The sequence below is a fragment of the Shewanella sedimentimangrovi genome (assembly GCF_017354965.1).
GTDB classification, from domain to species: domain Bacteria; phylum Pseudomonadota; class Gammaproteobacteria; order Enterobacterales; family Shewanellaceae; genus Shewanella; species Shewanella cyperi.
The window spans coordinates 3,690,653-3,716,823 of sequence record NZ_CP071502.1; the positions used below are offsets into that span (position 1 = coordinate 3,690,653).

At 57.5% G+C, this 26,171-nt stretch carries 26 protein-coding genes; all 26 read right to left on the reverse strand.

Going from position 1 to position 26,171, the window contains the following annotated elements; genetic code table 11:
* Positions 1-30: 30 nt before the first annotated feature.
* The 26 genes from rng to JYB85_RS16605 all read right to left on the reverse strand — a co-directional run bounded on the left by rng (position 31) and on the right by JYB85_RS16605 (position 26,104).
* Positions 31-1,497 (reverse strand): ribonuclease G, encoded by a 1,467-nt coding sequence (rng, locus tag JYB85_RS16480; protein ID WP_207380160.1) that lies wholly within the window; start codon positions 1,495-1,497, stop codon positions 31-33.
* Positions 1,498-1,587: 90 nt separating this feature from the next.
* Entirely contained in the window at positions 1,588-2,172 is a 585-nt protein-coding gene (locus JYB85_RS16485) for a Maf family protein (RefSeq protein ID WP_207380161.1), read from the reverse strand.
* A 15-nt stretch (positions 2,173-2,187) separates the two neighbouring features.
* Entirely contained in the window at positions 2,188-2,676 is a 489-nt protein-coding gene (mreD, locus tag JYB85_RS16490) for a rod shape-determining protein MreD (RefSeq protein ID WP_207324750.1), read from the reverse strand.
* The gene (mreC, locus tag JYB85_RS16495) at positions 2,673-3,557 is read right to left on the reverse strand and encodes a rod shape-determining protein MreC (protein ID WP_207324751.1); all 885 of its coding nucleotides are present in this window, start codon (positions 3,555-3,557) and stop codon (positions 2,673-2,675) included. The genes mreD and mreC overlap by 4 nt, the downstream gene beginning before the upstream one ends.
* A 42-nt stretch (positions 3,558-3,599) precedes the next feature.
* On the reverse strand, positions 3,600-4,649 hold the full coding sequence (locus JYB85_RS16500; protein WP_207321027.1) for a rod shape-determining protein: 1,050 nt from the start codon (positions 4,647-4,649) through the stop codon (positions 3,600-3,602).
* 197 nt (positions 4,650-4,846) lie between these two features.
* Complete coding sequence (locus JYB85_RS16505; protein ID WP_207380162.1) at positions 4,847-7,447, reverse strand: DUF6701 domain-containing protein; 2,601 nt, start codon at positions 7,445-7,447, stop codon at positions 4,847-4,849.
* A gap of 55 nt (positions 7,448-7,502) precedes the next feature.
* Entirely contained in the window at positions 7,503-7,943 is a 441-nt protein-coding gene (locus tag JYB85_RS16510) for an MSHA biogenesis protein MshP (protein ID WP_207380163.1), read from the reverse strand.
* The gene (locus JYB85_RS16515; protein ID WP_207380164.1) at positions 7,933-8,775 is read right to left on the reverse strand and encodes a PilW family protein; all 843 of its coding nucleotides are present in this window, start codon (positions 8,773-8,775) and stop codon (positions 7,933-7,935) included. Before JYB85_RS16515 ends, JYB85_RS16510 begins: the two co-directional genes overlap by 11 nt.
* Positions 8,775-9,323, reverse strand: a complete 549-nt coding sequence (locus JYB85_RS16520) for a type IV pilus modification PilV family protein (protein ID WP_207382112.1) — start codon at positions 9,321-9,323, stop codon at positions 8,775-8,777. Before JYB85_RS16520 ends, JYB85_RS16515 begins: the two co-directional genes overlap by 1 nt.
* A gap of 19 nt (positions 9,324-9,342) precedes the next feature.
* On the reverse strand, positions 9,343-9,831 hold the full coding sequence (locus tag JYB85_RS16525) for a pilus assembly FimT family protein (RefSeq protein ID WP_207380165.1): 489 nt from the start codon (positions 9,829-9,831) through the stop codon (positions 9,343-9,345).
* Positions 9,832-9,979: 148 nt separating this feature from the next.
* Positions 9,980-10,489 carry a type II secretion system protein gene (locus JYB85_RS16530; protein WP_207382113.1) on the reverse strand — a complete coding sequence of 170 codons (510 nt, stop codon included), beginning with the start codon at positions 10,487-10,489 and terminating at the stop codon, positions 9,980-9,982.
* 109 nt (positions 10,490-10,598) lie between these two features.
* Positions 10,599-11,201 carry a pilin gene (locus tag JYB85_RS16535; protein WP_207321032.1) on the reverse strand — a complete coding sequence of 201 codons (603 nt, stop codon included), beginning with the start codon at positions 11,199-11,201 and terminating at the stop codon, positions 10,599-10,601.
* A 72-nt stretch (positions 11,202-11,273) separates the two neighbouring features.
* A complete protein-coding gene (locus tag JYB85_RS16540; protein WP_207380166.1) occupies positions 11,274-11,750 on the reverse strand; it encodes a hypothetical protein in 477 nt (158 codons plus the stop codon).
* Complete coding sequence (locus tag JYB85_RS16545) at positions 11,751-12,971, reverse strand: type II secretion system F family protein (RefSeq protein WP_207382114.1); 1,221 nt, start codon at positions 12,969-12,971, stop codon at positions 11,751-11,753. It lies immediately after the preceding gene.
* 2 nt (positions 12,972-12,973) lie between these two features.
* Positions 12,974-14,731, reverse strand: coding sequence for a GspE/PulE family protein (locus JYB85_RS16550; RefSeq protein ID WP_207380167.1), 1,758 nt, complete (start codon positions 14,729-14,731; stop codon positions 12,974-12,976).
* A complete protein-coding gene (locus JYB85_RS16555; protein ID WP_207380168.1) occupies positions 14,728-15,834 on the reverse strand; it encodes a tetratricopeptide repeat protein in 1,107 nt (368 codons plus the stop codon). Before JYB85_RS16555 ends, JYB85_RS16550 begins: the two co-directional genes overlap by 4 nt.
* The gene (locus JYB85_RS16560; RefSeq protein ID WP_207380169.1) at positions 15,831-16,748 is read right to left on the reverse strand and encodes an ExeA family protein; all 918 of its coding nucleotides are present in this window, start codon (positions 16,746-16,748) and stop codon (positions 15,831-15,833) included. The genes JYB85_RS16555 and JYB85_RS16560 overlap by 4 nt, the downstream gene beginning before the upstream one ends.
* Positions 16,749-16,750: 2 nt before the next feature.
* Positions 16,751-18,409 (reverse strand): pilus (MSHA type) biogenesis protein MshL, encoded by a 1,659-nt coding sequence (gene mshL, locus JYB85_RS16565; protein ID WP_207380170.1) that lies wholly within the window; start codon positions 18,407-18,409, stop codon positions 16,751-16,753.
* Between the two features lie 12 nt (positions 18,410-18,421).
* Positions 18,422-18,712: an MSHA biogenesis protein MshK gene (locus JYB85_RS16570; protein WP_207324763.1), complete on the reverse strand. Its 291-nt coding sequence runs from the start codon at positions 18,710-18,712 to the stop codon at positions 18,422-18,424.
* Positions 18,696-19,346, reverse strand: a complete 651-nt coding sequence (locus JYB85_RS16575; RefSeq protein WP_207380171.1) for an MSHA biogenesis protein MshJ — start codon at positions 19,344-19,346, stop codon at positions 18,696-18,698. Before JYB85_RS16575 ends, JYB85_RS16570 begins: the two co-directional genes overlap by 17 nt.
* Complete coding sequence (locus JYB85_RS16580) at positions 19,343-19,942, reverse strand: PilN domain-containing protein (RefSeq protein ID WP_207380172.1); 600 nt, start codon at positions 19,940-19,942, stop codon at positions 19,343-19,345. The genes JYB85_RS16575 and JYB85_RS16580 overlap by 4 nt, the downstream gene beginning before the upstream one ends.
* Complete coding sequence (locus JYB85_RS16585) at positions 19,939-20,817, reverse strand: MSHA biogenesis protein MshI (protein ID WP_228730134.1); 879 nt, start codon at positions 20,815-20,817, stop codon at positions 19,939-19,941. The genes JYB85_RS16580 and JYB85_RS16585 overlap by 4 nt, the downstream gene beginning before the upstream one ends.
* Before the next feature lie 226 nt (positions 20,818-21,043).
* Entirely contained in the window at positions 21,044-22,951 is a 1,908-nt protein-coding gene (gene csrD / locus JYB85_RS16590) for an RNase E specificity factor CsrD (protein ID WP_207380173.1), read from the reverse strand.
* 152 nt (positions 22,952-23,103) lie between these two features.
* Complete coding sequence (locus tag JYB85_RS16595) at positions 23,104-24,351, reverse strand: malic enzyme-like NAD(P)-binding protein (RefSeq protein WP_207324767.1); 1,248 nt, start codon at positions 24,349-24,351, stop codon at positions 23,104-23,106.
* A gap of 438 nt (positions 24,352-24,789) precedes the next feature.
* Positions 24,790-25,002, reverse strand: a complete 213-nt coding sequence (rpmE, locus tag JYB85_RS16600) for a 50S ribosomal protein L31 (protein ID WP_011758567.1) — start codon at positions 25,000-25,002, stop codon at positions 24,790-24,792.
* A 238-nt stretch (positions 25,003-25,240) separates the two neighbouring features.
* On the reverse strand, positions 25,241-26,104 hold the full coding sequence (locus JYB85_RS16605; protein WP_207380174.1) for a FimV/HubP family polar landmark protein: 864 nt from the start codon (positions 26,102-26,104) through the stop codon (positions 25,241-25,243).
* Positions 26,105-26,171 lie beyond the last annotated feature (67 nt).

Consider the following 26,171-nt stretch of genomic DNA (forward strand, 5'->3'; position numbering starts at 1 on the left):
GGCCCCAACGGGCAGGCAGGGACAGGGACACTAGACCATCACCACATCGTATTTGTTCTGGGCATACATGGGCTCATTCTGCACCCGAATGCGTTTGCCTATGTAGACTTCCAACTCCGCCAGCAGGTGTCCCTCATCGCCGGAGAGACTGTGGTGCACCGCCGGGGAACAGTAGAGCAGGAACTCGTCCGCCGCATAGGCCTTGTTGAGGCGGATAATTTCGCGGAAGATCTCATAGCTGACGGTTTCCACCGTCTTCATCGATCCCGTGCCCTTGCAGGCAGGGCACTCACCGCAGAGTACATGCTCCAAGCTCTCGCGGGTGCGCTTACGGGTCATTTCCACCAGTCCCAGACCGGAGAAACCGCTGATATTGGTCTTGACCCTGTCCGCCGCCAACGCCGCTGTCAGGCTGGCCAGCACCCGCTGCTTGTGGTCCTCGTTCAGCATATCGATGAAATCTATGATGATGATGCCGCCGAGATTGCGCAGCCGCAGTTGCCGGGCAATGGCCTGGGTTGCCTCCAGGTTGGTGTTGAATATGGTTTCTTCCAGATTGCGGTGGCCGACGAAGGCGCCGGTGTTGATATCGACCGTGGTCATGGCCTCGGTCTGGTCAATGATGAGGTAACCACCGGACTTGAGTTCCACCTTGCGCCCCAGGGCCCGCTGGATCTCGTTCTCCACATCGTACAGGTCGAAAATAGGGACATTGCCCTGGTAGTGTTCAATCTTGTCCGCCAACTCGGGCATGAATTCCTGGGCAAATTGCTGCAATTCCAGAAAGGTACCGCGGGAGTCCACCTGCACCCGGTCCAGCTCCTGGCCGACAAAATCACGCACTATGCGTACCGGCAGTGCCAGATCCTGATACAAGAGGGTCGCGCCCTTACGTTTACGGCGCTCGCTGACCTTGCCCCATACCCGTCGCAGGAACGCGGCGTCCTGGGACAGCTCTTCCTCGCCGACATTCTCGGCCGCGGTGCGGATAATAAAACCACCGTCATCATCAACAAATGGCAGAGTGATGGCTTTGAGGCGGGCGCGCTCTTCCTCGGACTCGATGCGCTGGGATACACCCACATGGGCGGAACCCGGCATAAACACCAGATAGCGGGAAGGCAGGGTAATGTCTGTGGTCAGGCGGGCGCCCTTGGTGCCGAGGGGATCTTTGACCACCTGCACCATGATGTCCTGGCCCTGGCGCACCAGCTCCGCGATGTCGCGCACCACAAAGTTGCCTTTCTCCACATCGGCGACGCACTCGGTGTGGGGCACTATATCGGAAGCATGCAGGAAGGCGGCCTTGTCCAGGCCAATGTCGACAAAGGCAGCCTGCATACCCGGCAGTACCCGGCTGATCTTGCCCTTATAAATATTGCCCACCAGGCCGCGTTTCATGCGCCGCTCTACGTGGACTTCCTGTAACAGGCCGTGCTCCACCAGGGCCACCCGGGCCTCGGTGGGCGTGACATTGATCAGCAACTCGGATCCCATCTTGCGCGGAAGCCTTGCACCTGAATTTCGATTACTTTGCACCGCCACCCCCTCAAGGGAATTGCTTTTGTATCTCGGTTAAGCCCGCAATCACAGCAGGGAAAAAGACTGCAACAGGGCCCGGGTTTCCACCAGCGGCAGGCCCACCACGGCGCTGTAGCTGCCGTCAATGGCGCTGACAAAGGCACCACCCATGCCCTGGATCCCGTAGGCACCAGCCTTGTCCAGCGGCTCACCACTGGCGACGTAAAGGCGGATGTCATCTTCGCTCAGCACACTGAAGCGTACCTTGGTCTGCACCACAGTGCTGCGGGTCTGGTTGCCATCACTGATGGCCACCGCCGTCATCACCAGGTGTTCACGGTCGCTCAATGCGCTCAGCATAGCACAGGCATCCTCCGCATCCCTGGGTTTGCCGAGGATGCGGCCATCGAGCACCACTATGGTGTCAGAACCCAACACCACTGGCTGCTCGAAACCTGATGCCAGTGACAGACCGGCCAGAGCCTTTTCCCGCGCCAAACGCTCCACATGGGCTTCCGGGGTCTCATCTGCCAACGGGGTTTCATCTATATCGGGATTGACCCGTTCGAACCTGAAATCGGCACGTCCAAGCCCGGCTTGCAACAGCAGTTCCCGGCGACGGGGAGATTGGGAGGCAAGTACCAAAGTCATTTCAATTTCCTTTGTTTAGCGGACTTTATAACGACGCCGCAGTCGACGCAGCAGCCAGAAGGCCCAAGGCCAAATAAACAGGCTCGACAGCGCCGGCCAGAACACGTCCACATTGAATTGGGCTTTTTGCAGCACATACTCGGCCCAAAATACCACCAGGTGATAGAGCACTATCAGACTGGTGATCACCAAGGCCTGCTGCCACATGGGAAAGTTGCGCAGCCGCTGAAAATGCAGCACCACCACGTAGGTGACCAGGGAAAATCCCAGGGCCCGAACCCCGAAGGTGGCCCCCAACATCACATCCAGCACCACCCCAAGGAGCCAGGCGGTGAGGATATTGTATCTGTGGGGCAGGGCCATGGCCCAATAGATCATCACCATCAGCAGCCAGTCGGGGCGCCAACCCTCAACCAGCGCCGGCAATGGCATGATTTGAAAAACCAATCCGGCAAGTAAGGTCAACCAGACCACCAACCTGCCTCGGGGAGCCTGTAATGTCATTGGGCCTCCCCTTTGATATCAGCGTCTGCCTCGGCAGCGGGAGGCACGGCCTCCGGTGAATTCTCCACGGCTTTTTCCGGCCAGATCAGCAGCAGATAACGGATCCTGTCCAGGGCCGCCACCGGCTGGGCCGTAACCCGGGCATAACTCTGACCATCGTCACGTTGTACCTGCATGACCCTGGCGACTGGGTAACCCTCGGGAAAACGGTTGCCCAGGCCCGAGGTCACCAGCAGATCGCCGACCTTCACGTCGGTGCTCTTGGCCACATACTTGAGTTCAATCTCGTCCAGCTCGCCTGTGCCATTGGCCACCAGACGCACATCGTTCCGGGTGATGCGCACCGGAATGCCGTGGCTGACATCGGACATCAGCAGCACCCGACTGGTAATGGCACTGACCTGCACCACCTGCCCCACTATGCCCTGGGCGTCCAGCACAGGCTGGCCCACATAAACCGCATGTTGGCTGCCGCGGTTAATCACCACGTACTGATGAAAGGGATCGCTGGCCACCTCGACCACCTCGGCCACCATTTTGCGGGCATCCATGTGCAGTGGCGAGCCAAGCAGGGCCCGCAGGCGCTCATTCTCCTGGCGCAGGTGTTCAAAGCGTTGCAGGCGCTCACTCATCAGCAGCTGCTGGCGCATCAATTCGGCATTCTGGGACTGCAGCATGGCTCGGCTGGCGAGGTTTTCGGCCATCGAATCCAGCATATCGCCGGGAACATTGGCCAGGTATTGCAGGGGACTGAGCAGGGTCGCCATGGATTGGCGTACGGGGTCGAGTCGATCATTGGCCACGATGAGGATCACCGACAATATGATTGCCAGTGTCAATCGGAACTGATTGGACACACCGCGAACAAAAATTGGCTTCATAGAAACTCAAGGCGGTGATTCACCGCCTTATTTGATCAGGGATCAGTTTTCTTCGGAGAAGAGATCGCCACCGTGCATGTCGATCATTTCCAGTGCCTTGCCGCCGCCGCGGGCCACGCAAGTGAGCGGATCTTCGGCCACCATCACTGGGATGCCGGTTTCCTGCATCAGCAGACGGTCGAGATCACGCAGCAGTGCACCACCACCGGTGAGCACCATGCCGCGCTCGGAGATGTCTGATGCCAGTTCCGGAGGAGACTGTTCCAGAGCCACCATCACGGCGCTGACGATACCGGACAGGGGTTCCTGCAGGGCTTCAAGAATTTCGTTGCTGTTGAGGGTGAAGCTTCTTGGCACACCTTCGGCGAGGTTGCGGCCGCGAACTTCAATCTCCAGCACTTCGTCGCCGGGATAGGCTGTGCCGATTGTGTGCTTGATGCGCTCGGCCGTAGCTTCACCAATCAGGCTGCCATAGTTACGGCGCACGTAGTTGATGATGGCGTCATCGAACTTATCACCACCTATGCGCACGGAAGAGGAGTAAACCACACCATTGAGGGAGATGATGGCCACCTCAGTGGTACCGCCACCAATGTCCACCACCATGGAACCTGTGGCTTCGGAAACCGGCAGACCGGCACCAATGGCTGCGGCCATGGGCTCTTCAATCAGGTAAACCTCGCGGGCACCGGCACCCATGGCGGATTCGCGGATGGCACGACGCTCAACCTGGGTGGCTCCCACAGGCACGCACACCAGCACACGGGGGCTGGGGCGGAAAAAACTGTTGTTGTGCACTTGTTTGATAAAGTGCTGCAGCATCTTCTCGGTCACATAGAAATCGGCAATCACACCGTCCTTCATCGGACGTATGGCCTGGATGTTGCCTGGGGTACGACCCAGCATCTGCTTGGCCTCGGTCCCCACGGCTGCCACGGATTTCTGGCCAGAGCTGTTGCGCTCACCACGTATCGCCACCACCGAAGGCTCATTCAACACTATGCCTTCTTCACGAACATAAATTAAGGTGTTAGCTGTACCCAAATCGATCGACAGATCGTTAGAAAAAATGCCACGCAGCTTCTTGAACATGTAACTAGCCTGTATTCTGTGGAGCCAGAGAAAGAAAATCAGCTAACTTTATCAATGCCACCCTGATTCCACAAGACCGCGGGGGTTAACATTCGCTAATGAAGTGATTTTTTTTGAATCAAAGGTTTTTTGAACAATTTCACCAGCCTTAGCGCCTAAAAAAACAGCGCAACGGAGCGCTGTTTTGTTGACAGTCGTCAATAGACCTCACGCCAGTAGATCACCTTGTCATGACCCCGATAACGGCCGAAATAGGCACTGGCCCTTGGGTTACTCAGGGCATTGGCATCCAGGCCATTCCAGTTCCAGTACCACTGTAACCACAGGGGTACCTCAAGGGGGGCCGTCACCTGTCCGGTATAGCCCCCCAAAGTGCCAGCGGTGAGGGCGCGCCACAGCAGGTTGAAGTTCCCGGCGGCGGCCTCAGTCATAGTGCCAGGCCCCGCAACAAAACGCTCAACCTCTTGATTGACGCCCAGCGCCGGGTTAAAGCCATAACCCAACACAGTATCATCCACCTGAGTGGCCAATGCCGGCGCAAAACTGCTGCAACTGTCGCTGAGATTAAGCGCCCAGGCGGACCCATTCCAATACTGCACCCGACCCGCCATGGTGAGCCACTGATCCTCGGGGCCATAGGTATTGTCCAGCACCACCCGGCCATGGAAGTAGCTTTGGCTGGACAGGGCGATGGCATCACAATCATCTGTGTCGGCACAATTACCCGTGGTGGCGGCATTCATATCGGCAGCCGTGAGCGCGACCTTATCCGTATCCGCCACCTTGATCCCCAGCATGGCCGCATCGAAGGGACCATCCACGCCCGGCGCCGGTAAGCGAGCGACGCTGGTGGTGAAGTCCAGCGGCAATTCAACCCCCCCCTTATCCCAGGAGGGCAGATCGGCAATGCGATCACCCAGGTCCTTACCATCGTCGTTATTTTCCAGCACCAACAGGGCCATGCCCTTGGCAAACTCCCCCCGATAGTTTTGGGTCACCTCATCCTTTGTGTTCAGGGCCCGCAAGCTCAAGCTTAAGCCGAAGGGCTGATCGAGGTAACTGAAGTTGCCTGTCCCACAGGCGGCTAATACGCTGGGGTCCTGCAATTCAAACCTGGCGGGAATAAAGCGCCCCACATAGCCAGTGCTGGCCTTGGGAATGCTGTAAAAGTTGGAGCCGAGATAGGTGGCGGGAGGCGCGGCGGTAAATTTAAATACTCCCACTTCACTGATGGCCTGACTCTGGATATTGAGGCCGGCCGTCGCCATCTGATGATTGTACTCTTGTGTGGTCAGGGTGCCCGGCTCACCGCCGCTGGGCGCCACCAACTCACTGCCAAGCACTATGTTGGCTTGGGCATAATTGGGCGTGGTCGGGTTATTGCAATAATCGCTGTCGTTATCAGACTCCCAGGCCATGGCCTGGAGCTTGAGATTAAAGCTCTCACCGGCTTGTTTATAGGCGGGGCAAGAGGCATCGCCTGCAGCGCACACAGCACCGGGATCTTCGGGCACGACACACAGGCCCACGGGGAAACTGACGAAGGTGTCTGAGCCCGACATAGACAGCTCCGCATCTTCGCCGCTACCGGAATAACTCAAATTCAACTGCAACTGGCCCGCATCGGGATAATTGACCTGAATGGTGGCCTCACCTGCTCCATCAAAGCTGAGGTTTTGAACCGTGGCATCGGCCTGACTGGCACCTATCGCCGTGTTATTGACCGTCACCTTGGCATTGCTTGCCTGAGTCGTGGCATTTGGATCCAAATAGTCACTCCACAGGCTCAGGCTCTTAGTGGTGCTGACAAAGGCGGGCGCGCAGCTCTGGCTGCTGTCATCTTTTTTCACCGCCATGACCTTGATACCTTCCGCTGCCTTATTGGCCAGCTTATCCGGCACCTCAAACACTAAACCGCTGTCGGCAAAACTCAAGGTACAGGCCGCGACACTCGGCGCCAAAGCCCCCAAGCGGCAGAGGGTACTGTTTAATTCAGATGGAGTTGAAGAGCCGATGCCAAGGGTGATGGATTCAGTGGTGGTGCTTCGCAGTGACAGCGAGGTCGAGCCACCACTGAAACTGACACTGTTGCCGCCCACCCAATAGGCAGAGGAAGAACCGCTGACTAGCAGGTTGGCCTGCACCGCATCCGTAATCAGGGAACTGCAATCGCCATTGGCACAGGCCTTGAGGGTCACAGTCTCGGCCTTACAGGTCAGGGGATTGGCCGACAGCTGGAATTCAAAGTGATCCACCAGCGCCGAGGCGTCGGTGCACATGCCACCGAAATCGGCCTTGTCTATAATGCTTAAATCCACATCGGCATAGGCGTTGCCGCTGAAGCTCAGGCTGCCGCCGCTGGCCATGGCCCCATCTATTGTTGCCTGGCCGCTGAAGGTTGCAGTACCGGCCACATAGACTATGGCATTGATGTAATTCTGCCCCGAGATATGCACATTGCCACGGACAAAGATCAGCAGATTTTCCGGCTTACCCGAGGCATTGATATTCGCCTGTGTCAGGTCCAGATTATCAAAATACAGTCGGGTGGTGGTGCCGCTGGTACTGATGTAATTACCATGGCTGAAACTGCCATCACTGAAGTTGAAATCACCCGCAGCAAAGCTGTCGCTGCGGTTGCAACTGCGGGTATGACCATGGGTGTAACAAGTAAAGTCACCGCGACTGGATTCAAGCCCCGAGGGAGGCGCCAGGCCGTTGGGGTTGTGGGAACCGGTTGGCGGGTCGGTAAAAATATCCGAGCAAAGTGGCACGGCCTGCAGCGAGGGCGACAGCAAGATAAGCGAGAGGCCAACGCAAGTTAGGCGGCAAAGATTAGGCAACCAGTTCCAGTTAATAACCACGGGCTGTGACCTCCACCTGACGACTGACCCGGATATCGCCGCTGGCGCACACAGCATGGCTTTGCAGCAGGTACTGGGTCATACCCGAACCCGTGATGGCTTGACAGGAAAGGGACACCTGGCAGGCGTGAAAGCCCAGTACGTTGGGTGGCGTCCAGTCACTGTCAACCGCAGAGCAACCGGGTTCGGCGCCATCCAGGGGAAACAAGCGTGCCATGGCCGCATCGGCGCCACTGTTGGCCGCCGCCAGCGCCCGGGTGCCCCAGACCTCCTGATTGAGGGCGCTGTCGCTGTCACTGGCCATATTGATCAGGGCCGCCGCCAACAGAAACATGGCCGTCAGCACAAAGATGCCAATCACCAGGGCGCTGCCGCGCTGGCGACGTCGAAACTGTATGGCCCGTTCGGCCCCGGTTGGCTTAGGGAACATTGATCACCTGCATTTGATGCTGGTAACTGAATACCTGGCCATTAACATTGAATCCCAGATCCAGCTGTACCATGGCATTATTGAGTAAGGTGGCGCCATAAAGACTGAGCGGACTGGCGGTGGCAATGTGCTGCGCCATCAAGGACTCTGTGGCCCCCTGGGACAGCATGTCGGCCGGAGACGCCTGGGTTGCCAGCAGGGAATAATTACTGTAATGCCACAAGGAAATATCACCGCTGGCCAAGGTCTGGATAAAGCAGTAACTCAGGGCCGTGGTGGCAAAATAAACCCGCTGCCGCGGCGAGGCCTCCACAAAGCGGAACGCCGAAGCAAAGGTCAGGTTCAGCTCGTTGGCACTGACACTCACATCCTGCAAAGCGACCCGCTTGCCCGTATCCCCGGCCGCAGCCTGATACACCTCATCCGCCGTCAGGGGATAGACAAACAGCCACTGCCCGCTGGCCACCCGGGAGGAACCGGAATCCAACAGCGCCGTGCCCGTGGTGGAGGCTGAGTCGGGAAACACCGGCAGTACTATGTAGCTGGAGCTGCTGACCACAGGCACCAGCTCCAGGCATTGCCAACTGCGGCTGCCATCGGAGCCGCTGGCAAGTCTCAAACTGCCCGGCAGGGATTGGCGTACGTCCCGGGTCATACGCTCCAGGGCGAAGCGACTCTCGGCCATCACCTGATCCACGGCACTGGACTCGACAAAAATCCGGGTGCCGAAAATGATAAAGCTGCTGACGCCCACCACCAGCACCCCGAGGATGATGATGACGGTCACCATCTCCACCAGGGTAAAGCCCAAGCTGCTCTTGAATTGGCGCATCAGTAATTACTCCTGAGCGCGTGGTAAGTGATCACTTCACCGGCGGGTGTGGTCACGTCGACCTGAATGAGCTTCTCATGGTCAGCCTGCTGGTTGCTGACGGTCACCAGCAGCTTAAAACGCGGGTAGCGGTCGGCATAGGTATCGCTGCTGCCGAGCAGGGTGGCGGTTTCATTCAGACCGTTAAAATCATCCACATCATCAAAGTCGTTGCGCTCTTCACCACTGTCCCGCCCCAGACTGCTGGAGCATGGCGCCCCCGAAGGAGATCCACAGGCCGGGGTACCACCTATGGCGCTGGCCTCATCGAAGCGTTTGCCCCAGATCTCATTCAGAATCGAATGGGCCAGTTCGGCGCTGCGTACCCGGTAAAGGTTAACGGCTGCCCGGTCGGCCTGGGGAAACAGCATGGTCGACATCATCACCAGGGCTATGCCGATAACCAGCATGCCGACCACCAACTCAATCAGGGTGAAGCCCCTTCCTTTAGCGCTTGTGGAGCCATATCTACAGGACAAAGAGCTACAGGGCTTAGAGGTACAGGGCATAGAGTTACGGGGTAAAGAGTTACAGGGCATAGATATAGCCCTCCCGGCTGATGCCGATTTGCAGCGCTCCTGTTTGCAAACAAGGACCGTTACAGCCGCTGCCCGGCAAGCGGCCCAAGGCGTCGAAATCGAGATTGAAGGTGTCGCTGCCTCCGGCCACCAGGGTCAGGGTGGTATCCCCCTGAAGCGACTGCCAATCACTGCTCCATTGCTCAGTGCCACTGCACAGAGCACCGCTGCGACCATCGAAGCGCTGCTGGCGGTAACCACTGCCACTTAACACCTGGATGCGCACGCATTGATCGGTATTGTTGAGCGCCATCAGCTGGGCCTGCCGTAACCTGGAAATCAGCTCGCTGCGCAGCCCATGGTCGCTGTAGTCACTCTTACCAAGCAGGCGCGGCAAGGCCACCACGGCCAGTATCCCGATAAGGAGTATGGTGGTGACCAGTTCAATCAGGGTAAATCCCTGTCTGTGCCGTCGATAAAAAAAGTGAGAGCCAAACATTGGCCGCCCCGCGCCGGAAATCGTCCTTTCCAAGTTTCCAACATGGACGGCAAATAGGCAAATACTTGATGTGCAAGATGTTAAATAGACAAGAAAAAGGCCCGCTAGGCGGGCCTTTAGAACCTTGTATAGCAATTAGTAACAACTATTAGCAGTCAGTAACCGTCAACACGTACTGCGGTAAAGTCGTTGAAGTCGCCGGAGTGTAATTCAGGCGACAAGCATCACTACCCTTCTTGCCTTTGGGAACGATGATGAAGGATGAGTCGCTGACATAAATAACACCATAGTCTTGGTTAGCTACTGCAGTGTCTGTACCCGTGATGGCCTCGAAGGTCATCTCCATAGCCTTATCAAGGTTGGTCTTCACGGTTGCTGAGTCAGTGGCACTGTCCAGATAACCATAGTCCGTTGTCACACTCAGGCTGTTACCAATAGATACAGATGCACCTGTAGCTTTTTCCTGCCCGGCCAAGGCTGCTTTCGAGTAAATCAGAGAGTTGGCCCCCTGTAACGCCGCTTTAACCCCTTCAACGGTTGCCTTGCGAGCATCGCCCTGCAGGTTAATAAACTTGGGCGCTGCGGTAACCGCCAGAATGCCGAGGATGATGATCACCACCACCAATTCGATCAGGGTAAAACCTTGTTGTTTTTGCATACGCATAAAAAATTCCAGTTCCAGTGTGATGGCCCAGAAACATCCTGCCTCTGACCCCAATTGTTGTTTTTATAGCACGACCTGTTCCCTGCTCGCCTGTTTCAATCTGTTAATTTGTGAAGCTGAGCACCTGCCCCGTGCCCGGGTTATAGGTGATACCGAGGGCACCTGTGGTGGCCAGATCCGGCACGGGTGTGGGCACACCGCTGCTTTGGTCCAGCACCAGGGAGGCAACCTGGTGATAAACACACAGGTCCAGGTTGGCCACCGCGGTGCCATTGAGCGCCGTGGCGCTGCCACCCGAACCATCAATCACCCGCACTGTGTAGCGCTGGTTACGGGCATCCTGGTTATACAGCACGTTACGGGGCGCACTTTGCAATATGGTGTTAAACACTTCCTGGCAACTGGCATCGGTCATTGAAGTGGCCGAGGTGTTGACCAGGCCCGTGGGATAACCAAAGCGGGTATCCAGGGCAATGCTGGTACCATCAAGCAGCACGCTGGCATTGTTGCGACCGTCCACTTCCCATTGGGCACGGACAAAACCCACGGCGGTGGACAGGCCACCGGTGACGCCATCAACGCTGGCAGCCTCGGCATCGTCGGTCACATTGAGGAATCTGGGAATAGCCGTCACGGCCAACAACCCCAGGATCACTATGACTATGACCAGCTCGATCAGAGAAAAACCCTGTTGCTTTGCTTTCATACTTGCCTCCGTAGCGATTTTTCCATTGTAGCAGCTAAATAAACCATTAAAAGTGTTTTAAATAACAGATAATTACTCTTGGGAGGCCAAGAGAAGTTTACCCGACGACAGGCCGTATTCCAGCCTGTCGCCATCATGTGTTGTGAAGGAGCAAATATCCGCTTCGACGCTGTAATCGGCACTGACCAAACCCGACTCGGGTTTGACACTCAGCAGTGCTTGCCACAAACGGGCGCAGCCGTCGGCGCTCGCCTCATCGGGCACTGGCCAACCGCCCTTGGACATCTTCACCACAGAGCGACCGCCGTCACCGGCCCATTGCAGCATGACTTCCCCCGGCTGCCCCTGACTCAGCCACTGGGAGCGGGCCATGCCCAGCACATTCAGCAAGCGGCTGTGTTGCAGTGCCAGGCCATTACCGGCAACGGATTCCAACCCGGAAAAATAACGCCAGCCCAATCCCCCCAAAATCAGCAGCAGCAGGATCAGCGCCGTCAGGGTGCGGAACACCCCCATCAATTCGCCCTCCACCTCCCGCTGGGGTTGCATTCAGTGGCCTCCCTTGACCACGTTGAGCATGTCCCACATGGGCAGGTAAATGCCCAGGGCCAGGATCAAGACTATGCCGGCCACTATGCCGATCAAAATGGGTTCCAGCTTGGCGGTCAGGTTTTTCAGATCGTAATCCACCTCACCCTCGTAGAAATCGGCAGCATCATTGAGCAGCTGATCTATCTGCCCGGTTTCCTCACCCACGGCCACCATCTGCAGCACCAGCGGGGTAAACAGCTGGCTGTGATTGGACACCCTGAGCACGGACTCACCGGCCTCTATGCCGCGGCGCATACCCACTATCCTGTCGTGCATAAAGGCGTTATCGACCGCATCGGCCACCAGGCTCAACGCCTGGGTCATGGGCACACCGGCACTGAGCATCATGGCGAAACTGCGGCAATAGCGGGCCAGGGTCGAACGCTCGATAATGGAGCCCACCGCCGGAATATGCAGTTTCCACTGATCCCACTGTTTCTCGCCCTGTTCGCTGGCATGCCAATAACGTATGCCGATAATGACGCCCAGCAGCCCCAGCAACAGCAGAAACCAGTAATGAACAAACAGGTTGGAGGTAGCAATCAGCAGCTTGGTGGCCCAGGGCAGATCGGCACCAAAGCGGGAAAACATGTCGGCAAATTTGGGGATCACCATGATATTGAGGATCACCATGGCGATGGCGATGGCGATCAGTACAAATATCGGATAGCGCATGGCGGATTTGATCCGCCGCCGGGTTTCCTGCTCCCGCTCGATATAACCCGACAGTTGCAGGAAGATGTCCTCCAACTTACCTGTGTTCTCCCCCACGTGCACCATGGAGACAAACAGGGCGTTAAACACATCGGGATGTTGATTCATGGCCGATGACAGGCTGCGCCCCGCGGTGAGCTGCTCGGAAATATCCTGCAAGGCCTCCTTCATCCGGGCCGAATGGCTGGATTCGGACAGGCCGGCAATGGCCCTCAGAATAGGAATGCCGGAGCGGGTGAGTGAATACATCTGCCGGGTAAAGATTTGCAGCTCGTCGAGACTCACCTGCCGGGCAAACAGCTTTTCCAGGCTGAAACCTTGCCTGGACTTAGTGGCGGTCAGCTCCAATGGGATCACCGCCCGGGCCAGCAGCTGGTCGGCGGCGGCGTGTTCGCTGGCCGCCTCCAACTGCCCGGTTACCTGTTGGCCCTGGGCATTACGGCCACGGTAGTGGTACAGGGGCATTTTCAGGACTCCCACTCAAACTGCTGCATGTCTTCGGCAAGGGATTGTGGGCTGTCTGACATGTCCTCCACCAGACGGGCCACCTCTTCAATGGTGGTCATGCCTTCACGCAGGTAGCCCATGGCCGATTCCGCCAGCGGGGTAAAATTGGGACTCTGATAGGCAGCATGGGCAAAGGCCTGGGGATTGCCGGTTCGCATGGCATCCACCATGGCTTCATCCAGCTCCAGGATTTCAAAGATACCTATACGGCCGCGATAGCCTGTGCCGTTGCAGCTCTGGCAGCCGCTGCCCATGCGAAAGCGGGCATTGCTGAAATCCAGCTTGCTGACGCTGGCAAGCCAGGCCCGGTCCTGGGCCGAGGGCTGATGCTCGGCGGCGCAGTTCTGGCACACCCGCCGCACCAGACGCTGGGCTATGATGACCCGCAGCGCGCTGGCCACCAAATAGGCGGCCGCGCCCATGTCCAGCAGACGCAGGGCCGAGGTCACCGCGTCGTTGGTGTGCAGCGTCGACAGGACGAAGTGACCCGTGAGCGCACCCCGCAAACCGATTTCCACCGTCTCCTGATCGCGCATCTCACCCACCATGATGATGTCCGGATCCTGACGCAGAGTGGTGCGCAGCACGTTGGAGAAGTCCAGGCCTATCTTGTGGTTGACCTGCACCTGGTTTATCCGCGGCAGCTGGTATTCCACCGGATCTTCCACCGTGATTATCTTGCGGTCGGCGGTATTGAGCTCGCTGAGAATGCCGTAAAGCGTGGTGGTTTTACCGCTGCCCGTTGGGCCTGTGACCAGCAGCATGCCGTGGGGACGCTTAATCTGGCGCCTGACTCGCTCAAGGATATGGGGCGGCATACCGGTTTCATTCAGGGTCAGCAGGCCGGCGGATTGGTCCAGCAGACGCATCACCACGGATTCACCGTGATAAATCGGCATGGTGGACATACGTACATCTATCTTGTGACCCTTGATTTCCATATGGAAACGGCCGTCCTGGGGCAAACGCTTCTCGGAAATATCCAGTCCGGCCATCAGCTTGAGCCTGAGCACCAGGGCCGCGGCGATATTGACCTCTTTGAGCACGTTTTCCTGCAGCAGGCCATCGACACGCTGCCGGATCCGCAGCGACTTGTCACCGGGTTCAATGTGAATGTCCGAGGCTCGCATCTGCACCGCGTCTTCGAAAATGGACTGCAGTAACTTGACCACAGTGGTTTCGTTATCGCTGTCGCCCTGGGTCAGGGCCGCCAGATCAAAGACCTCGTCGGCGGCATATTCCTCCTCCAGCTTGCCGGCTATCTGGGCAATCTGATCGGTGCGCCGGTACAGGTTATCGAAGGCCTGCATCAGCTGGGCCTCGGGGGACACGGCCACATTGATGCGCTTGGGCGCCAGCAATAACTCCAGGTTATCCAAAGCCTGCAGATCCGCAGGGTCGCTCATGGCGACCAGCACCTCGTCCCCCAAATCCTCCAGCACCAGGGCGCGGTAGCGCCTGGCCTGCACTTCGGACAGCAGGTTAACTACCGCAGGTGGCACGGGGCGGCGGCTGATATCCAGAAAGGGAATATTGAGCTGGTGCGACAGGAAGGTCAGCAACTGGGTCTCGGAAATAAAGCCCAAATCAATCAAGGTATGACCCAGCTTGCGGCCGGTTTTCTTCTGCTCCGCCAGCGCCTGTTGCAGCTGCTCCTCACCGATTATCTGCTCGGATACCAGAAGATCGCCAAGGCGCATCTTGAGTTTCGGTTTCATCGGTTCTCTCCCAACTGCATCAATCTGTGTTCCATAAAATCCCGCGCGTCGCGGGACAGGCCGTCAAGCCCCAAAGCCCGACGGTAAGCCGTTACAGCCTGCACATACTGTCCCTGGGCATCCTGGGCATAAGCCAACCCCAGCCACCAACGGCCCTCGTTCGGCTGCAAGGCGGTCAGCGCAGCATAGGCCTGTTCCGCCAGGCGCTGGTCATTCTGGCGCCGAGCCAGTTCTGCCAGTTGCAGCCATTTATCCAACGCCAGACTGTCGCTGTCGGCAATGGCGTCCAGGGTCAGGCGCGCAGCGGCCTCCTGCCCTTGCGCCATTTGCACCTTGGCCAGCAGGATTCTGAATTCGGTGATTTCCGGAAATTGGCCTATGCCAGCATCAAGCAGCATAATGGCCTGGGCCAATTGGCTGCGGCCGAAAAGCAGCGCCACCAGCGCCTTGCGTGCTTCGTGATGGGCAGAATTTTGCGCCAGGGCACGACGATAGGCCCGCTCCGCCTCCGCCACTTGGCCTTGCTCCTGGGCTGCAAGGGCTTCCATATAGCTTTTTTGGGCCAGCTCCTCCGGGCTGAACTTGACCTCGGTAATGGCGAGGGAGCCGCTGTCGGCAATAGCTGGTGAAGGCACACTTTGCCGGCGGTCATCCAGCTCAACCGGCAGCGCCGTTGTCAGCGGTTCGGCCACAGGTTCAGTCGGTGCTTGCTGCTCACCGGAATGCGGTTCATCGCTCTTTGCCAAAGCCGGGGTCGCAATTAACGCAGCAGGCGCAGTGGCTGGCGAGGTTGTGACAGGTTCATCAACGGCATCAGAGGTCGGAGTCAGGGTTTCGGCAACTGCCGGTTCAACCGAAGCTACCTGATTTTGTGCGGCCGCAACATATTCCGGTGCCGGAGCAGCAGCCGGTACCTTGGCCGCTTCGCTCCACAGCTGCCAAGCTGCCATCAACAAGGCCGCGGGCAGCAACCACCACAGCATGCGGATACGGCTTGGCCGCGATTCCTGCATGGCATTGGGCAAGACCTTGGGCATGGCGCTCAGGCTATGGGGTTGCCGGCGCTTGTCGAGATCCTTGAGCATCTGATTAATTACGCTCACAGACCAGCCCCCCATTGACCGACGCCACCGAACCAGAACACCAGGCTGGTCAGCAGCGCCCCGCAGGCCAGCCAACCGGCCCAGCTTAACGGCCATTGGCCCTGGGTGGCATCTTCTGTGTCTTTAATGGCAGCCCGCAACTGGCTGCGGCTGGGCCTGGAGTCGCCTGCGCCAAAGGCCAGCATCAGGGCCTTGTGGGCCAGGATATTCAATAATCTGGGGATCCCGCGGGATGCCCGCTGCAACAGCCTGGCCTCGGCCGCACCGAACATGGGGGCGCCCTGAAACCCCGCCACGGCCAGGCGATGATTCAGATAGGTCTGGGTTTCGCGCTCATTCAGGGGCCGCAGTCTATAGCTGAAGGTGATCCTTTGCCGCAATTGCCTGAGCTCCGCACTTGCCAGTCGCTGGTCCAGCTCAGGTTGGCCAAACAGCACCACCTGCAACAGTTTACGGGTCTCGGTTTCCAGATTGGTGAACAGCCTCAGGGTTTCCAGACTGTCGGTCGGCAGCGCCTGGGCTTCGTCGAGAATCAAGACCACGGCATGACCGTGGGCCGCCAGCGCCAGCAGTTGCTGCTGGATCAGACTGGTCAGTTGCTGCTGGTCTATGTTGGCCGAGTATTTCAGCCCCAGCTCAGATGCCAGGGCCCAACGCAGCTCGCTTGGGCTGAGACAGGGATTGGGCAGGTAAGCGCAGCGCAGCGGTGGCGGCAATTCATTGAGTAACTTGCGCAGCAGCAAGGTCTTGCCTGTGCCCACCTCGCCTGTGACCTTGATAAAGCCTTCCCCGGTCTGCAATGCGGTCTGCAGCACCTGCAAGGCCTCGACATGGGGTGTCATGGCGAGGAAAAAGCTGGTGTTTGGCGTCAGCGCAAAGGGCGCTTCGCTTAAGCCAAAGTGCTGCAGATACACGGTTATTGCCCCTCGGGATACCAGCGATCCAGCAAGGCTTTGGACCGTTCCAGCTCCTGTTGCCAGGTGTCGGCACCGACCACGGTCGGCTTGAGCAGGATCACCAGCTCGGTTTTTCGGGTCAGTTTGCTGCGATTGGTGAAGGCCTCACCCAGGAAGGGAATATCTCCCAGCAAGGGCACCTTGGACACCTGCTCGGACTGCTCACTCTTCATCAGGCCGCCGATAACCACCACATCGCCGGACTGGGCGCGGATAACGGTATCAGACTCACGGATTTCACTTTGGGCCAGGGGCAGGTCCAGCTCGGCATCGCTGACCCGGATATTTTTGTTCTGTTCGGTCACATCGGTCACCGAAGGATGGACGTGCAACAACACATTGCCCTGCTCATCGATTTGCGGTGTGACATCCAGTGCTATCCCGGAGAAGAAGGGGGTCAGTTCCACCTGGGGGGTGGTCACTGGGGTATTGCTGACCACAGTGGTGGAAGACACTTCGGTGACAAAATACTCGTCCTTGCCCACCTTGATCACCGCTTTCTGGTTATTGGAGGCGGTCACGCGCGGGCTGGACAACACATCCACGTCGCCCTGGGTATCGAGCAGGGTGATCATGGCGCCAAAGTCGGCCCCCTTGACGGAAAGAGAGGTCATGCCACCCAAAGCCTGGGTGATTTGGTTCCCGAAGGCGCCAGCGCCTGTGTTAAAGGTGACCTGGGTATTGCCATTGCCAAAGGCCGTGCCCATCACATCCTGCCACTGGATCCCCTGCTGATAACCATCGGACAGGGTCACTTCAAGAATTTTGGCCTCCAGCACCACCTGACGCTGCAGGTGGGTTTCGGCAGTACTGAGGAAATGACGGATCTGGCGCAACTCATCGGGGAAGGCCCGCACAGTTACCAAGCCCGCCTGGGGGGTCACCATCACCTGACGTCCGTCCGCGCCCACCATGGACTCCAGGGTCAGTTTCAACTCACTCCAGAAGTCCGTCTTGGTTTGGGAACGGATAAAGGTGCCGTTGATGGTATTGTTGCTGTTGTTGCCGTTATTGCCCGAGCCATTATCCGAGCCGGAGCCATTGTTATTGTTGCTGTTATTGCTGTTGTTATTGTTGTTGCGGTTATTGTCCGACAAGCGGCCCGAGCTGACTGAGGTCAGCGACAATCCCTGACGTTCCATAAAGAGGTAATTGACCGGGAAGGTCTCGGTACGCATCCCGGCAGGGAAAATCTGCAGCACCTTGCCCTGACGGTTGATCTCATAACCATAAAGATCTTCCACCACCTGCAGCGCCTCACTCAGGGTCACACCCTTGAGGGACAGGGAGATGCGCCCCTGCACATCGGGATGCACCGCGACACTCAGGGGGGTGCCCTTCACCAGGCTGGGAAAAAACACCCTGGCATCCACATCGTTGGCAGCCACATCGAAGCGGCGCTCGACCGGCAGCTGTGGCGCCAATTGTGTCTTGGCGGCCCCCAATTCCTGCATGACAGCGGCGGGCAATTGCACCGGAGGCGGCGTGGGCTTTTCGGCTTTGGCTTGGGTCGCCTGATTCAGCTCCGCTTTGGATTCTTTCGGTTGGGGTCTGTCCGTGGTTTGACAAGCCACCAGCAACAGGGACAACAGAGGGGTGAGGTAAAGGCCTGGCTTCATCTTGTTATTTTCCTATCTCTCTGTAACCGGCTTGAACAAGGTCAGCCGTGAACCATCGGATAACTGCAGGTAATCCGCGCCAATGGCCGTGATCCTCAGCCCATTGAGCTGATCCCCCACCGCCACTATGCGGTTGCCCACTATGGCAAAGGCCTCTTTACCATTGCGCACTATGCTTTTGAGCCCACCCTGACTGTGGGTTTCGCCAGCGGTGGCGTACATGGCCGGGCGGGTGGGATCCTGAGCCGCAGTCAGAGCGAGCGGCAACAGCCCCAACAGCAATACACTAATCCTTGGCAACACTGATAAAGTCCTCATTGATGCTCAGGGTATAAAGCAGCAGCTCCACTTCCGCCCCGGGATAATCCTTCACCTGGTAATCCAGGCGCTTCCAATACAGCTTGGTGGGCATGGACTCCAGTGCCTGCATAAAGCGCAGCAGCGAGAAAAAATCGCCACTCAGCTTCATACGCATGCCATGGGAGTACAGATTCAACTTCTCGGTTTCGCCCACCTGCAGCAAGGGTTCGGGGGCAATGGAAGCAAACTCCTGCAACTTGAGTCCGGGCATGGACTCCAACATTCGGTTGAGCAACCCGGGCATGAATTTCGCCGGTACCATGGCCACCATTTGCTCATCGAGCCTGGCATCCAGTTGTTGTTGCTCAGCGGCCAGCTGGCTCAGCCGCTGCCGGTAACTGGCATTGGGATCCAGTGCCAGCCGCTGGCGGTACAGTTCCAGCTGCTGCACCGAAATCTCGTTTTCCTTCACCAGGGATTTGAGCCTGAGGTTCATCGCCTGGGTTTGCTGCCACAGGGCATCCAAAGGCTGCATCAGCACCACGGCCAGCAGCACCAGGGTTGCCAGGGCAATCAGGCCGCGCTCGCGGCGGCTCAAGCCATTGTATTTTTCGGCCAGTTCACGGACTGCACTCATGGCTTGACCTCCTCTGGTTCAGAGGTCAACACAAAGCCCAGGGGCTTGTCTTCCCCCCGGCTCATGGTCATGGCGGCAAACGATTGGCCCCTCAGGGTGTTACTCTGCTTCAGGCGCTCTACCCACTGGGGGACATGAGCCGGCTTAAGGGTGTAACCGCTGAAACGGTAACGACCTTCTTCGGCCAGGATCCCGTCAAGCCACAGGCTGCCATCGGCGGCCTCCGCCAACTCCAGCAGCAAAGGTGCAAACCCCTGGCTCGCCAGTTGGGTACGCAGGCCAAGCTCACTGAGCAGGCGTTGCTTCAGCTCCAGCTGTGCCGCTTCCAGCTCCACCTGATGGATAAGCGCAGGGTCGGCCTTGTGCCGCGCCAGAGCCTGTTCCTGCAACTGTTTGTCGCTATCGAGTTGCTGTTTGCGTTGTTCCGCCATTCTGAGCTGGCCCTGCAACTGCAATTGCTGCCAATACACCAGGCCCGTGGCGCCAATACCCAGCAGCAACACCAGGGTCACAGTGCGTCCCAACGCCGCCAGGGTCAGGCGTTGCCTCAGTGGCAACAGCGACCTGTCGTAGAGGTTTATCCGCGTCTTGCTCACAGCACCTCCGGGGCAAATTCGGCCAGTCCCAGGCGGGCAAAGGTACCGGCCACAGAGTCTGTTTCCAGATAATTGACTTTCTGATTGAAGTTGGCGGCCAACAGGCGGCTCAATGCCCTGCCCGAACCTTCGACCAGAACCTCAATGGAGGCTACCGGTGCCTGGCGCAGCTGGCTCTCGAAATAATCCATGGAGCGCTGGATTTCCAGACTGAGGTTGTCGGCCACACCGTAGGTCAGGTCCTGCTCGCTGAGGCCGTTGAGTTCACGAAATCCCCGCACCCGCCGCTGCATCCACAGCTCGCCCTCACGCACCACGGTAAGCAGCAAATCCTGCTCAGGCACATGACTGACCACCAATCTGGCCGGGGAATCCTTACCCCAGAGACGACTGCTGACCAGCTCTTCGATACTGATCCCCATCAGCTCACAACCCACGTCATCGGCGGCTTTCACCAGGGCCTGCAATTCCGGCTTGGCACTGCACACCACGGTCAGCTTATTGCTGCCGGCAACCGGAGGGCTGAAGTAGTCGATTTGCAGCTTATCCAGGGGTTCACTGACCATGTCCTTGATGGACCACACCAGGGCCTGGGACACTTCTTCCTCAGGCACAGCGGGCTTATCCACGGTCAGCAGTTGATAACGGGCGGGACAGAGCACCAACGCCAGACTCAGTGGCCCCAGGCGCTGACTCAGGGGGGCCATCAGCGCAGACCAATCTTTGTCATCAATGGGGAATTGCAGCACTTCGGGATCTTTTCCCGGTTGCGGCAGGAAGACCCAGGCATAGGACTCGCCAAGAAACAGGCCGGCGGGCCGCTTGCTTTGGTTGGCTTTCCAGAAGGACAAACGTGCCAAGAAACTGTTTTCCATTGTGAATGCCCGATATTCCTCTGTCCATTAACGATCTCGGGATGCCCTGAAGAGCCTTGAGCCCTCCTCCCCGAAACCGCGCTGAAGCTGATACCACCAAGGCTGGCGCCCCGGTGATTTACTCAGTAATTATTTCTTTTTTAATAATATTTATTATGCAGGGAAATCCCACTCTAAGATAGGCCCATGACCGGCCATTCACAAGTGCGCAACAGCAAAATGCCACTCAGGTCTCACTCGGGTCGCCGAAATAGCTGCCCTGGGCGGCACTGACCCCCAAAATCTGCAGGGTTTGCCATTCTTCAAAGCTGCCCACGCCCTCGGCACACACCTGCACTTCGGTGCGGTACAAGCTGCCGATGAGACTGCGAACAAACAGTTGATTTTCAGGACGAAGATCGATTTGACGCACCACGGAACGGTGTAACTTGATCAGGTCAAACTTCAATTCCTTGATGTACTGGGTGCTGACCACTTGCTGCCCCACGTGGTCGACACACAGGCGCGCCCCCATCTTGCGCAGCATATCCAGTCTGGGCTCCAGGGCTTGCCTGTGCTTGATGACAGTATCTTCGGTGAGTTCGAAAATCAGCCTGGACGCCAAATGACGGTATTCCAGCAAGGTCGTCTGCAACCAACGCACAAAGGCGCGGCTTTGCAGCGAGTCCAGACTCAGGTTAATGCTGTAGTGATGCACTCCGGGATTATCGTCGGCCATCAATTCGAACAGGGTACGTTCCACTATCTGGCGCTCGATTTGTGGCATCAGGCCACACTTGGTCGCCATGGGCATAAACAGGCTGGCACGCACCAGATTGCCTTGGGGATCCCGCGCGCGGGTGAAAATTTCCCTGTGATGCAGCAGGCCATCCCCTTCCATAACAGGTTGGGCAAAGGCCACAAAGCGGCGCCCCAGCAAGGCGTTTTCCAGAAAGCTGCGCCAACGGACCGAGCCCTTGGCAAACTCCTCGTCCACCGCCCCCTTGTCGTACATAAACCAGTTGCTGGCCCCCTGCAGCTGCGCCGCCCGCAGCGCCATATCGGCTTCATCCAGCAGCTGCTCGGTATTGTCACCCTCGGTGAAGAAGGCACCGCCGAGATGGAAAAAGTTATCCCTGGTCTCAATGGGCGGCAGCGGCTGGCTGAGGCAAATTTTCAGCAACCTGTCCGCCAGGCTGTCCGCTTCGGCAAGGGAGATCTGTGGCACCACGATCGCCAACTGATTGTGGGAACGACGGGCAAAGATGCTGTTGGCCTGGGTTTGCAGCACCAGGTTAATGCCGTTAATGGTGGAGTGCAGTAGCTCCAACACAGGCTCGCTGCCCAGTTCCTGTTCCAGCAGGTCCAGGTCTTCCATCTCCAGCAGGTAAATGACGCCATGGGCCATCATGCCGCGCTCGCTGGACAGGGCATCGAGGCGGTTCTTGAGAAACAGCCGGTTGCCTATGCGGGTCTGGGGATCGAGAAAGGTGTTGGAGCGGATAAATTTATCGAAGCGGGCCCGCTCCTTCTGGGCATCGGCCAGTTCCGCCAGCAAGCGCGACAGAGCCCGGTTAATCAGCCTGGGCTTGCCGTTGCCCGGGGTTTTGGCGGCCTCTTCATGGCGGCCATCGAGGATCAGCTTACTGCGCTGGGCCAGGGCTTCCACGCCCTCCAACTCGGTGGAAAACCAGCGATAACCGAAACGGACAAAGGCAGCTATGGCCCCTAGGCCTATCAGCAGTACCAGTAACTCGGCCTCACTGAGGCGGTATTGGGAAAAGGGCCTCGGCAACACCAGTTGCATCCTCAGTTGCCCCTGGCTGCCCAGCTGTTTGTCATACTGCAGCACCTGCTCCGAGGCCAAATTGCCCTGATACTCAAACACGGGTTCTCCGGCCTCGCTCAGCCGGAAACTCACGGTGTTATAAGCCAGCAGCAAGGGCGGCAGCCAGCTGTCCAGGGCCCATTCGCTGTGGTTCTGATAGTGATTGACCAGCATGGTTTCCAGCTCGTTCACCTTTTGTTGCTGAAAGCGGTAGGTGAGCTGGATAAAGCTGACAACGGCGCTGAGCAGGAACACAAAGGCCACGGCGGACAAAGACATCATCCAGAAACTGATGAGTTTTTTGGTCAGCATGCGGGTCAGTTGCATGGGAAATACCGTCCTGGATTTATTGTTCTTATTTGGTTGCCCACCAGGGCGGTTGCCCCTGCTACCCAGAAGGTGGTGTGTACAGGGGTTCCGGCGGAATTATTGAGCACCCAAAAACAAAAGGCAACCTTGAAGGTTGCCTTTGCTGAACATCAGCCGAGGTAGTTTTCCGGCAGGGTTGTCACGGCTGCCACCCCGGACTCTATCGCCGCCTGGGCCACTGCGGTGGCGATTCTTGGCAGCAATCTTGGGTCCATCGGCTTGGGCAGCACGTACTCGGGACCAAAGCTCAGGCTGCTGACCTTGGGGTAGGCCTTGAGCACCGACTCGGGCACGGGCTCCTTGGCCAGGGCCGCGATGGCGTAAACTGCCGCCAGCTTCATCTCATCGTTAATCCGCGAGGCGCGCACATCCAAAGCACCACGGAAGATAAAGGGGAAACACAGCACGTTGTTGACCTGGTTGGGGTAGTCGCTGCGACCCGTGCCCATGATCAGATCTTTACGGATGTCGTGGGCCAGCTCGGGCTTGATCTCGGGATCCGGGTTGGAGCAGGCGAAGATCACCGGGTTGTCGGCCATCAGCAGCACGTCTTCGGCGCTGAGCACATCGGGACCTGACAGGCCCAGGAACACGTCGGCGCCCCGGATCACGTCCTGCAGGGTGCGCTTGTCGGTGTTGTTGGCAAACAGTGCCTTGTACTCGTTCAAATCGTCGCGACGGGTATGGATCACGCCCTTGCGGTCCAGCATGTATACGTTCTCACGCTGGGCGCCACATTTGACCAGCATGCTCATACAGGCGATGGCGGCGGCACCGGCACCCATACAAACAAATACCGCTTCTTCTATCTTCTTGCCCTGGATTTCCAGCGCGTTGAGCATACCGGCGGCGGTCACAATGGCGGTACCGTGTTGATCGTCGTGGAAAACCGGCACAGAGCAACGCTCAATCAGCTCGCGTTCAATCTCGAAACACTCGGGCGCCTTGATGTCTTCCAGGTTGATACCACCGAAAGTGTCGGCAATGGCTTCAACCACATTGATAAATTCTTCCGCGGTGCGGTGTTTTACTTCGATGTCGGTGGCATCTATGTTGGCGAAATGCTTGAACAGCAGCGCCTTGCCTTCCATCACCGGCTTGGAGGCCAAAGGTCCCAGATTACCCAGACCCAGAATGGCGGTACCGTTGGAGATCACCGCCACAGTATTGCCCTTGTTGGTGTAGCGGTAAGCGTCGTTGGGATTGGAGGCAATTTCACGCACCGGCTCGGCCACACCCGGGCTATAGGCCAGGGCAAGGTCCATGCTGGTTGCGGCGGGTTTGGTCAGGCATACCGCCATCTTACCCGGGACCGGAAATTCATGATAATCGAGAGCTTGTTGACGAAGGTCTGCCATTTTTTAATCCTGAAATACGACGAAGAGTTATGTAAAAGCGGCCGAGTCCACTGGGGCTGAGATGCGGGCGACAACAAAAACCCCTTAGAAACAGGAATAAGATACGCCAATCCGCCGACCGTTTATAGCCAAGATTAACAAATTTCACCGACTTAAGAGGACTAACCACCTGAAAGCGTTATTTTCATAAGTTAACTCAAGAAAACAATTAGCTATCCAATAGTTAACTTTGTAGTTTTAATACGGAAACATTCACACAACACCGGCCTGCAACCGCAAATTAAGCGGGGTTTTGTTTGAAACTTACCAAAGAATATTCCAAAAATGGCCCTTTCAGGGAAATGATCTGCTGCCGCATTGCCTGGGGGATTTTCGTTGGCGCTGAATGCAAAAAAGGCGCTCGATGAGCGCCTTTTTCTGAATTCATTGCCGAAGCAATTACTTCTTGCCAAGCATACCGAAACGCTTGTTGAACTTGTCGATACGACCGCCGGTGTCAACTACTTTCTGGGTGCCGGTGTAGAATGGGTGACAAGCACCACACACGTCCAGGTGCAGGTCTTTACCTACAGTGGAGTTGATCTTGATAACGTTACCACAAGTACAGGTGGCAGTGATCTGGGCGTATTCAGGATGGATACCTGGTTTCATTTGGGATTACCTCAAGTTAAGGCCATGTCGCTCTTCCAACCCGAAGTCGGACACCACATGCGGTTAATACAGTATGTTCAGGGCGCAGAATGCTACAGCAAAGCACCAATACTGACAAGTATATTATTGCAGCGCCCGGCCAATTTCCGACAGGTCCAAATCAGACCTTTCCTCTTAAGCATCCCCGGTTCGGGCCAACCGGGGATCCCTTGCTGAAGCGACACTTCTGGGCAACAAACTATTGCACTGTCTGCCCTGCTTCTTTGTCGGCGTACACGCGGCTGGCGACCTTGGGATCGGGGTAACGCCCAAGCAGCTCAGTCCCGGGACATTCCAGCCTGGCATCCTTTTTAAGCCCATTGATTTTATTGCGGGTAAAGGCCCCGGGGTTGGCATCAAACAGTGCCAGCATGGCACTGTATACATCCACCTGCCATTTGGCGGCATTGCGATTGGCAATGCGCCACAGGGTATCCCCAGCCTGTCGCTCCACCTCACATTCGTTTGCTGCTGATCTGTTTGCTAAATCAACTGTGGGCTCAGCAATGGCTGCGGCAATCTCAACTTGCGGCGCAAGCTCGGTTTTGGTGGGCGCCTCCTCGGTTTCGACTGACGCTTCCTGAGTTTTGACCGGCGCTTCCTGAATTTGGACCGGCGCTTGCGCACCCCGAGGCATGGCGGCAGCCACTGAGGCCTGGGTTCCTTTTTCCCGGAGTTCTGAGGCCCGGGCAGGCACGGCATTCTCGGTCAGCTTGCCCGAGGCCCCCGCAAACAGGGGAAACCAGCGGTATTCATGCCATTGATCCACCACATACTCACGTACCAACAAGCGTGCATTGGGATCGCGCACCTCTTCCACCCCGGTCAGCAGCAACATAAAACTGTTCAGAGGCTGCACCATTAATTTTTCTTCGCTTTCGCCCTGTTGCACCACAAATTCCAGTCGGGACAGATCATTGCGTTCGGCAATAATGTTAACCCGCAGCCGTGGATGCTCCCCCAGGGTGAACTGGCTCTTATTGATACTGACATGGGACAACTTGGCCATGGCCGCGCCTGGCAGCAATAGACAACAGAGCAGAACTGGGATCAGGCTTCGCATGGGTGGTTTTCCTCATCTATGGTCTGGTTCGGGAGGTCATCTCTGGTACACTAGCGGCATTCAAAAA

Coding starts and splice junctions, on each gene's coding strand:
- rng (WP_207380160.1), bottom strand. CDS start 1,497: ATGGGATCCGAGTTGCTGATCAATGTCACGCCCACCGAGGCCCGGGTG.
- JYB85_RS16485 (WP_207380161.1), bottom strand. CDS start 2,172: ATGACTTTGGTACTTGCCTCCCAATCTCCCCGTCGCCGGGAACTGCTG.
- mreD (WP_207324750.1), bottom strand. CDS start 2,676: ATGACATTACAGGCTCCCCGAGGCAGGTTGGTGGTCTGGTTGACCTTA.
- mreC (WP_207324751.1), bottom strand. CDS start 3,557: ATGAAGCCAATTTTTGTTCGCGGTGTGTCCAATCAGTTCCGATTGACA.
- JYB85_RS16500 (WP_207321027.1), bottom strand. CDS start 4,649: ATGTTCAAGAAGCTGCGTGGCATTTTTTCTAACGATCTGTCGATCGAT.
- JYB85_RS16510 (WP_207380163.1), bottom strand. CDS start 7,943: ATGTTCCCTAAGCCAACCGGGGCCGAACGGGCCATACAGTTTCGACGT.
- JYB85_RS16515 (WP_207380164.1), bottom strand. CDS start 8,775: ATGCGCCAATTCAAGAGCAGCTTGGGCTTTACCCTGGTGGAGATGGTG.
- JYB85_RS16520 (WP_207382112.1), bottom strand. CDS start 9,323: ATGCCCTGTACCTCTAAGCCCTGTAGCTCTTTGTCCTGTAGATATGGC.
- JYB85_RS16525 (WP_207380165.1), bottom strand. CDS start 9,831: ATGTTTGGCTCTCACTTTTTTTATCGACGGCACAGACAGGGATTTACC.
- JYB85_RS16530 (WP_207382113.1), bottom strand. CDS start 10,489: ATGCAAAAACAACAAGGTTTTACCCTGATCGAATTGGTGGTGGTGATC.
- JYB85_RS16535 (WP_207321032.1), bottom strand. CDS start 11,201: ATGAAAGCAAAGCAACAGGGTTTTTCTCTGATCGAGCTGGTCATAGTC.
- JYB85_RS16540 (WP_207380166.1), bottom strand. CDS start 11,750: ATGCAACCCCAGCGGGAGGTGGAGGGCGAATTGATGGGGGTGTTCCGC.
- JYB85_RS16545 (WP_207382114.1), bottom strand. CDS start 12,971: ATGCCCCTGTACCACTACCGTGGCCGTAATGCCCAGGGCCAACAGGTA.
- JYB85_RS16550 (WP_207380167.1), bottom strand. CDS start 14,731: ATGAAACCGAAACTCAAGATGCGCCTTGGCGATCTTCTGGTATCCGAG.
- mshL (WP_207380170.1), bottom strand. CDS start 18,409: ATGAAGCCAGGCCTTTACCTCACCCCTCTGTTGTCCCTGTTGCTGGTG.
- JYB85_RS16575 (WP_207380171.1), bottom strand. CDS start 19,346: ATGAGTGCAGTCCGTGAACTGGCCGAAAAATACAATGGCTTGAGCCGC.
- JYB85_RS16585 (WP_228730134.1), bottom strand. CDS start 20,817: ATGGAAAACAGTTTCTTGGCACGTTTGTCCTTCTGGAAAGCCAACCAA.
- csrD (WP_207380173.1), bottom strand. CDS start 22,951: ATGCAACTGACCCGCATGCTGACCAAAAAACTCATCAGTTTCTGGATG.
- JYB85_RS16595 (WP_207324767.1), bottom strand. CDS start 24,351: ATGGCAGACCTTCGTCAACAAGCTCTCGATTATCATGAATTTCCGGTC.
- rpmE (WP_011758567.1), bottom strand. CDS start 25,002: ATGAAACCAGGTATCCATCCTGAATACGCCCAGATCACTGCCACCTGT.
- JYB85_RS16605 (WP_207380174.1), bottom strand. CDS start 26,104: ATGCGAAGCCTGATCCCAGTTCTGCTCTGTTGTCTATTGCTGCCAGGC.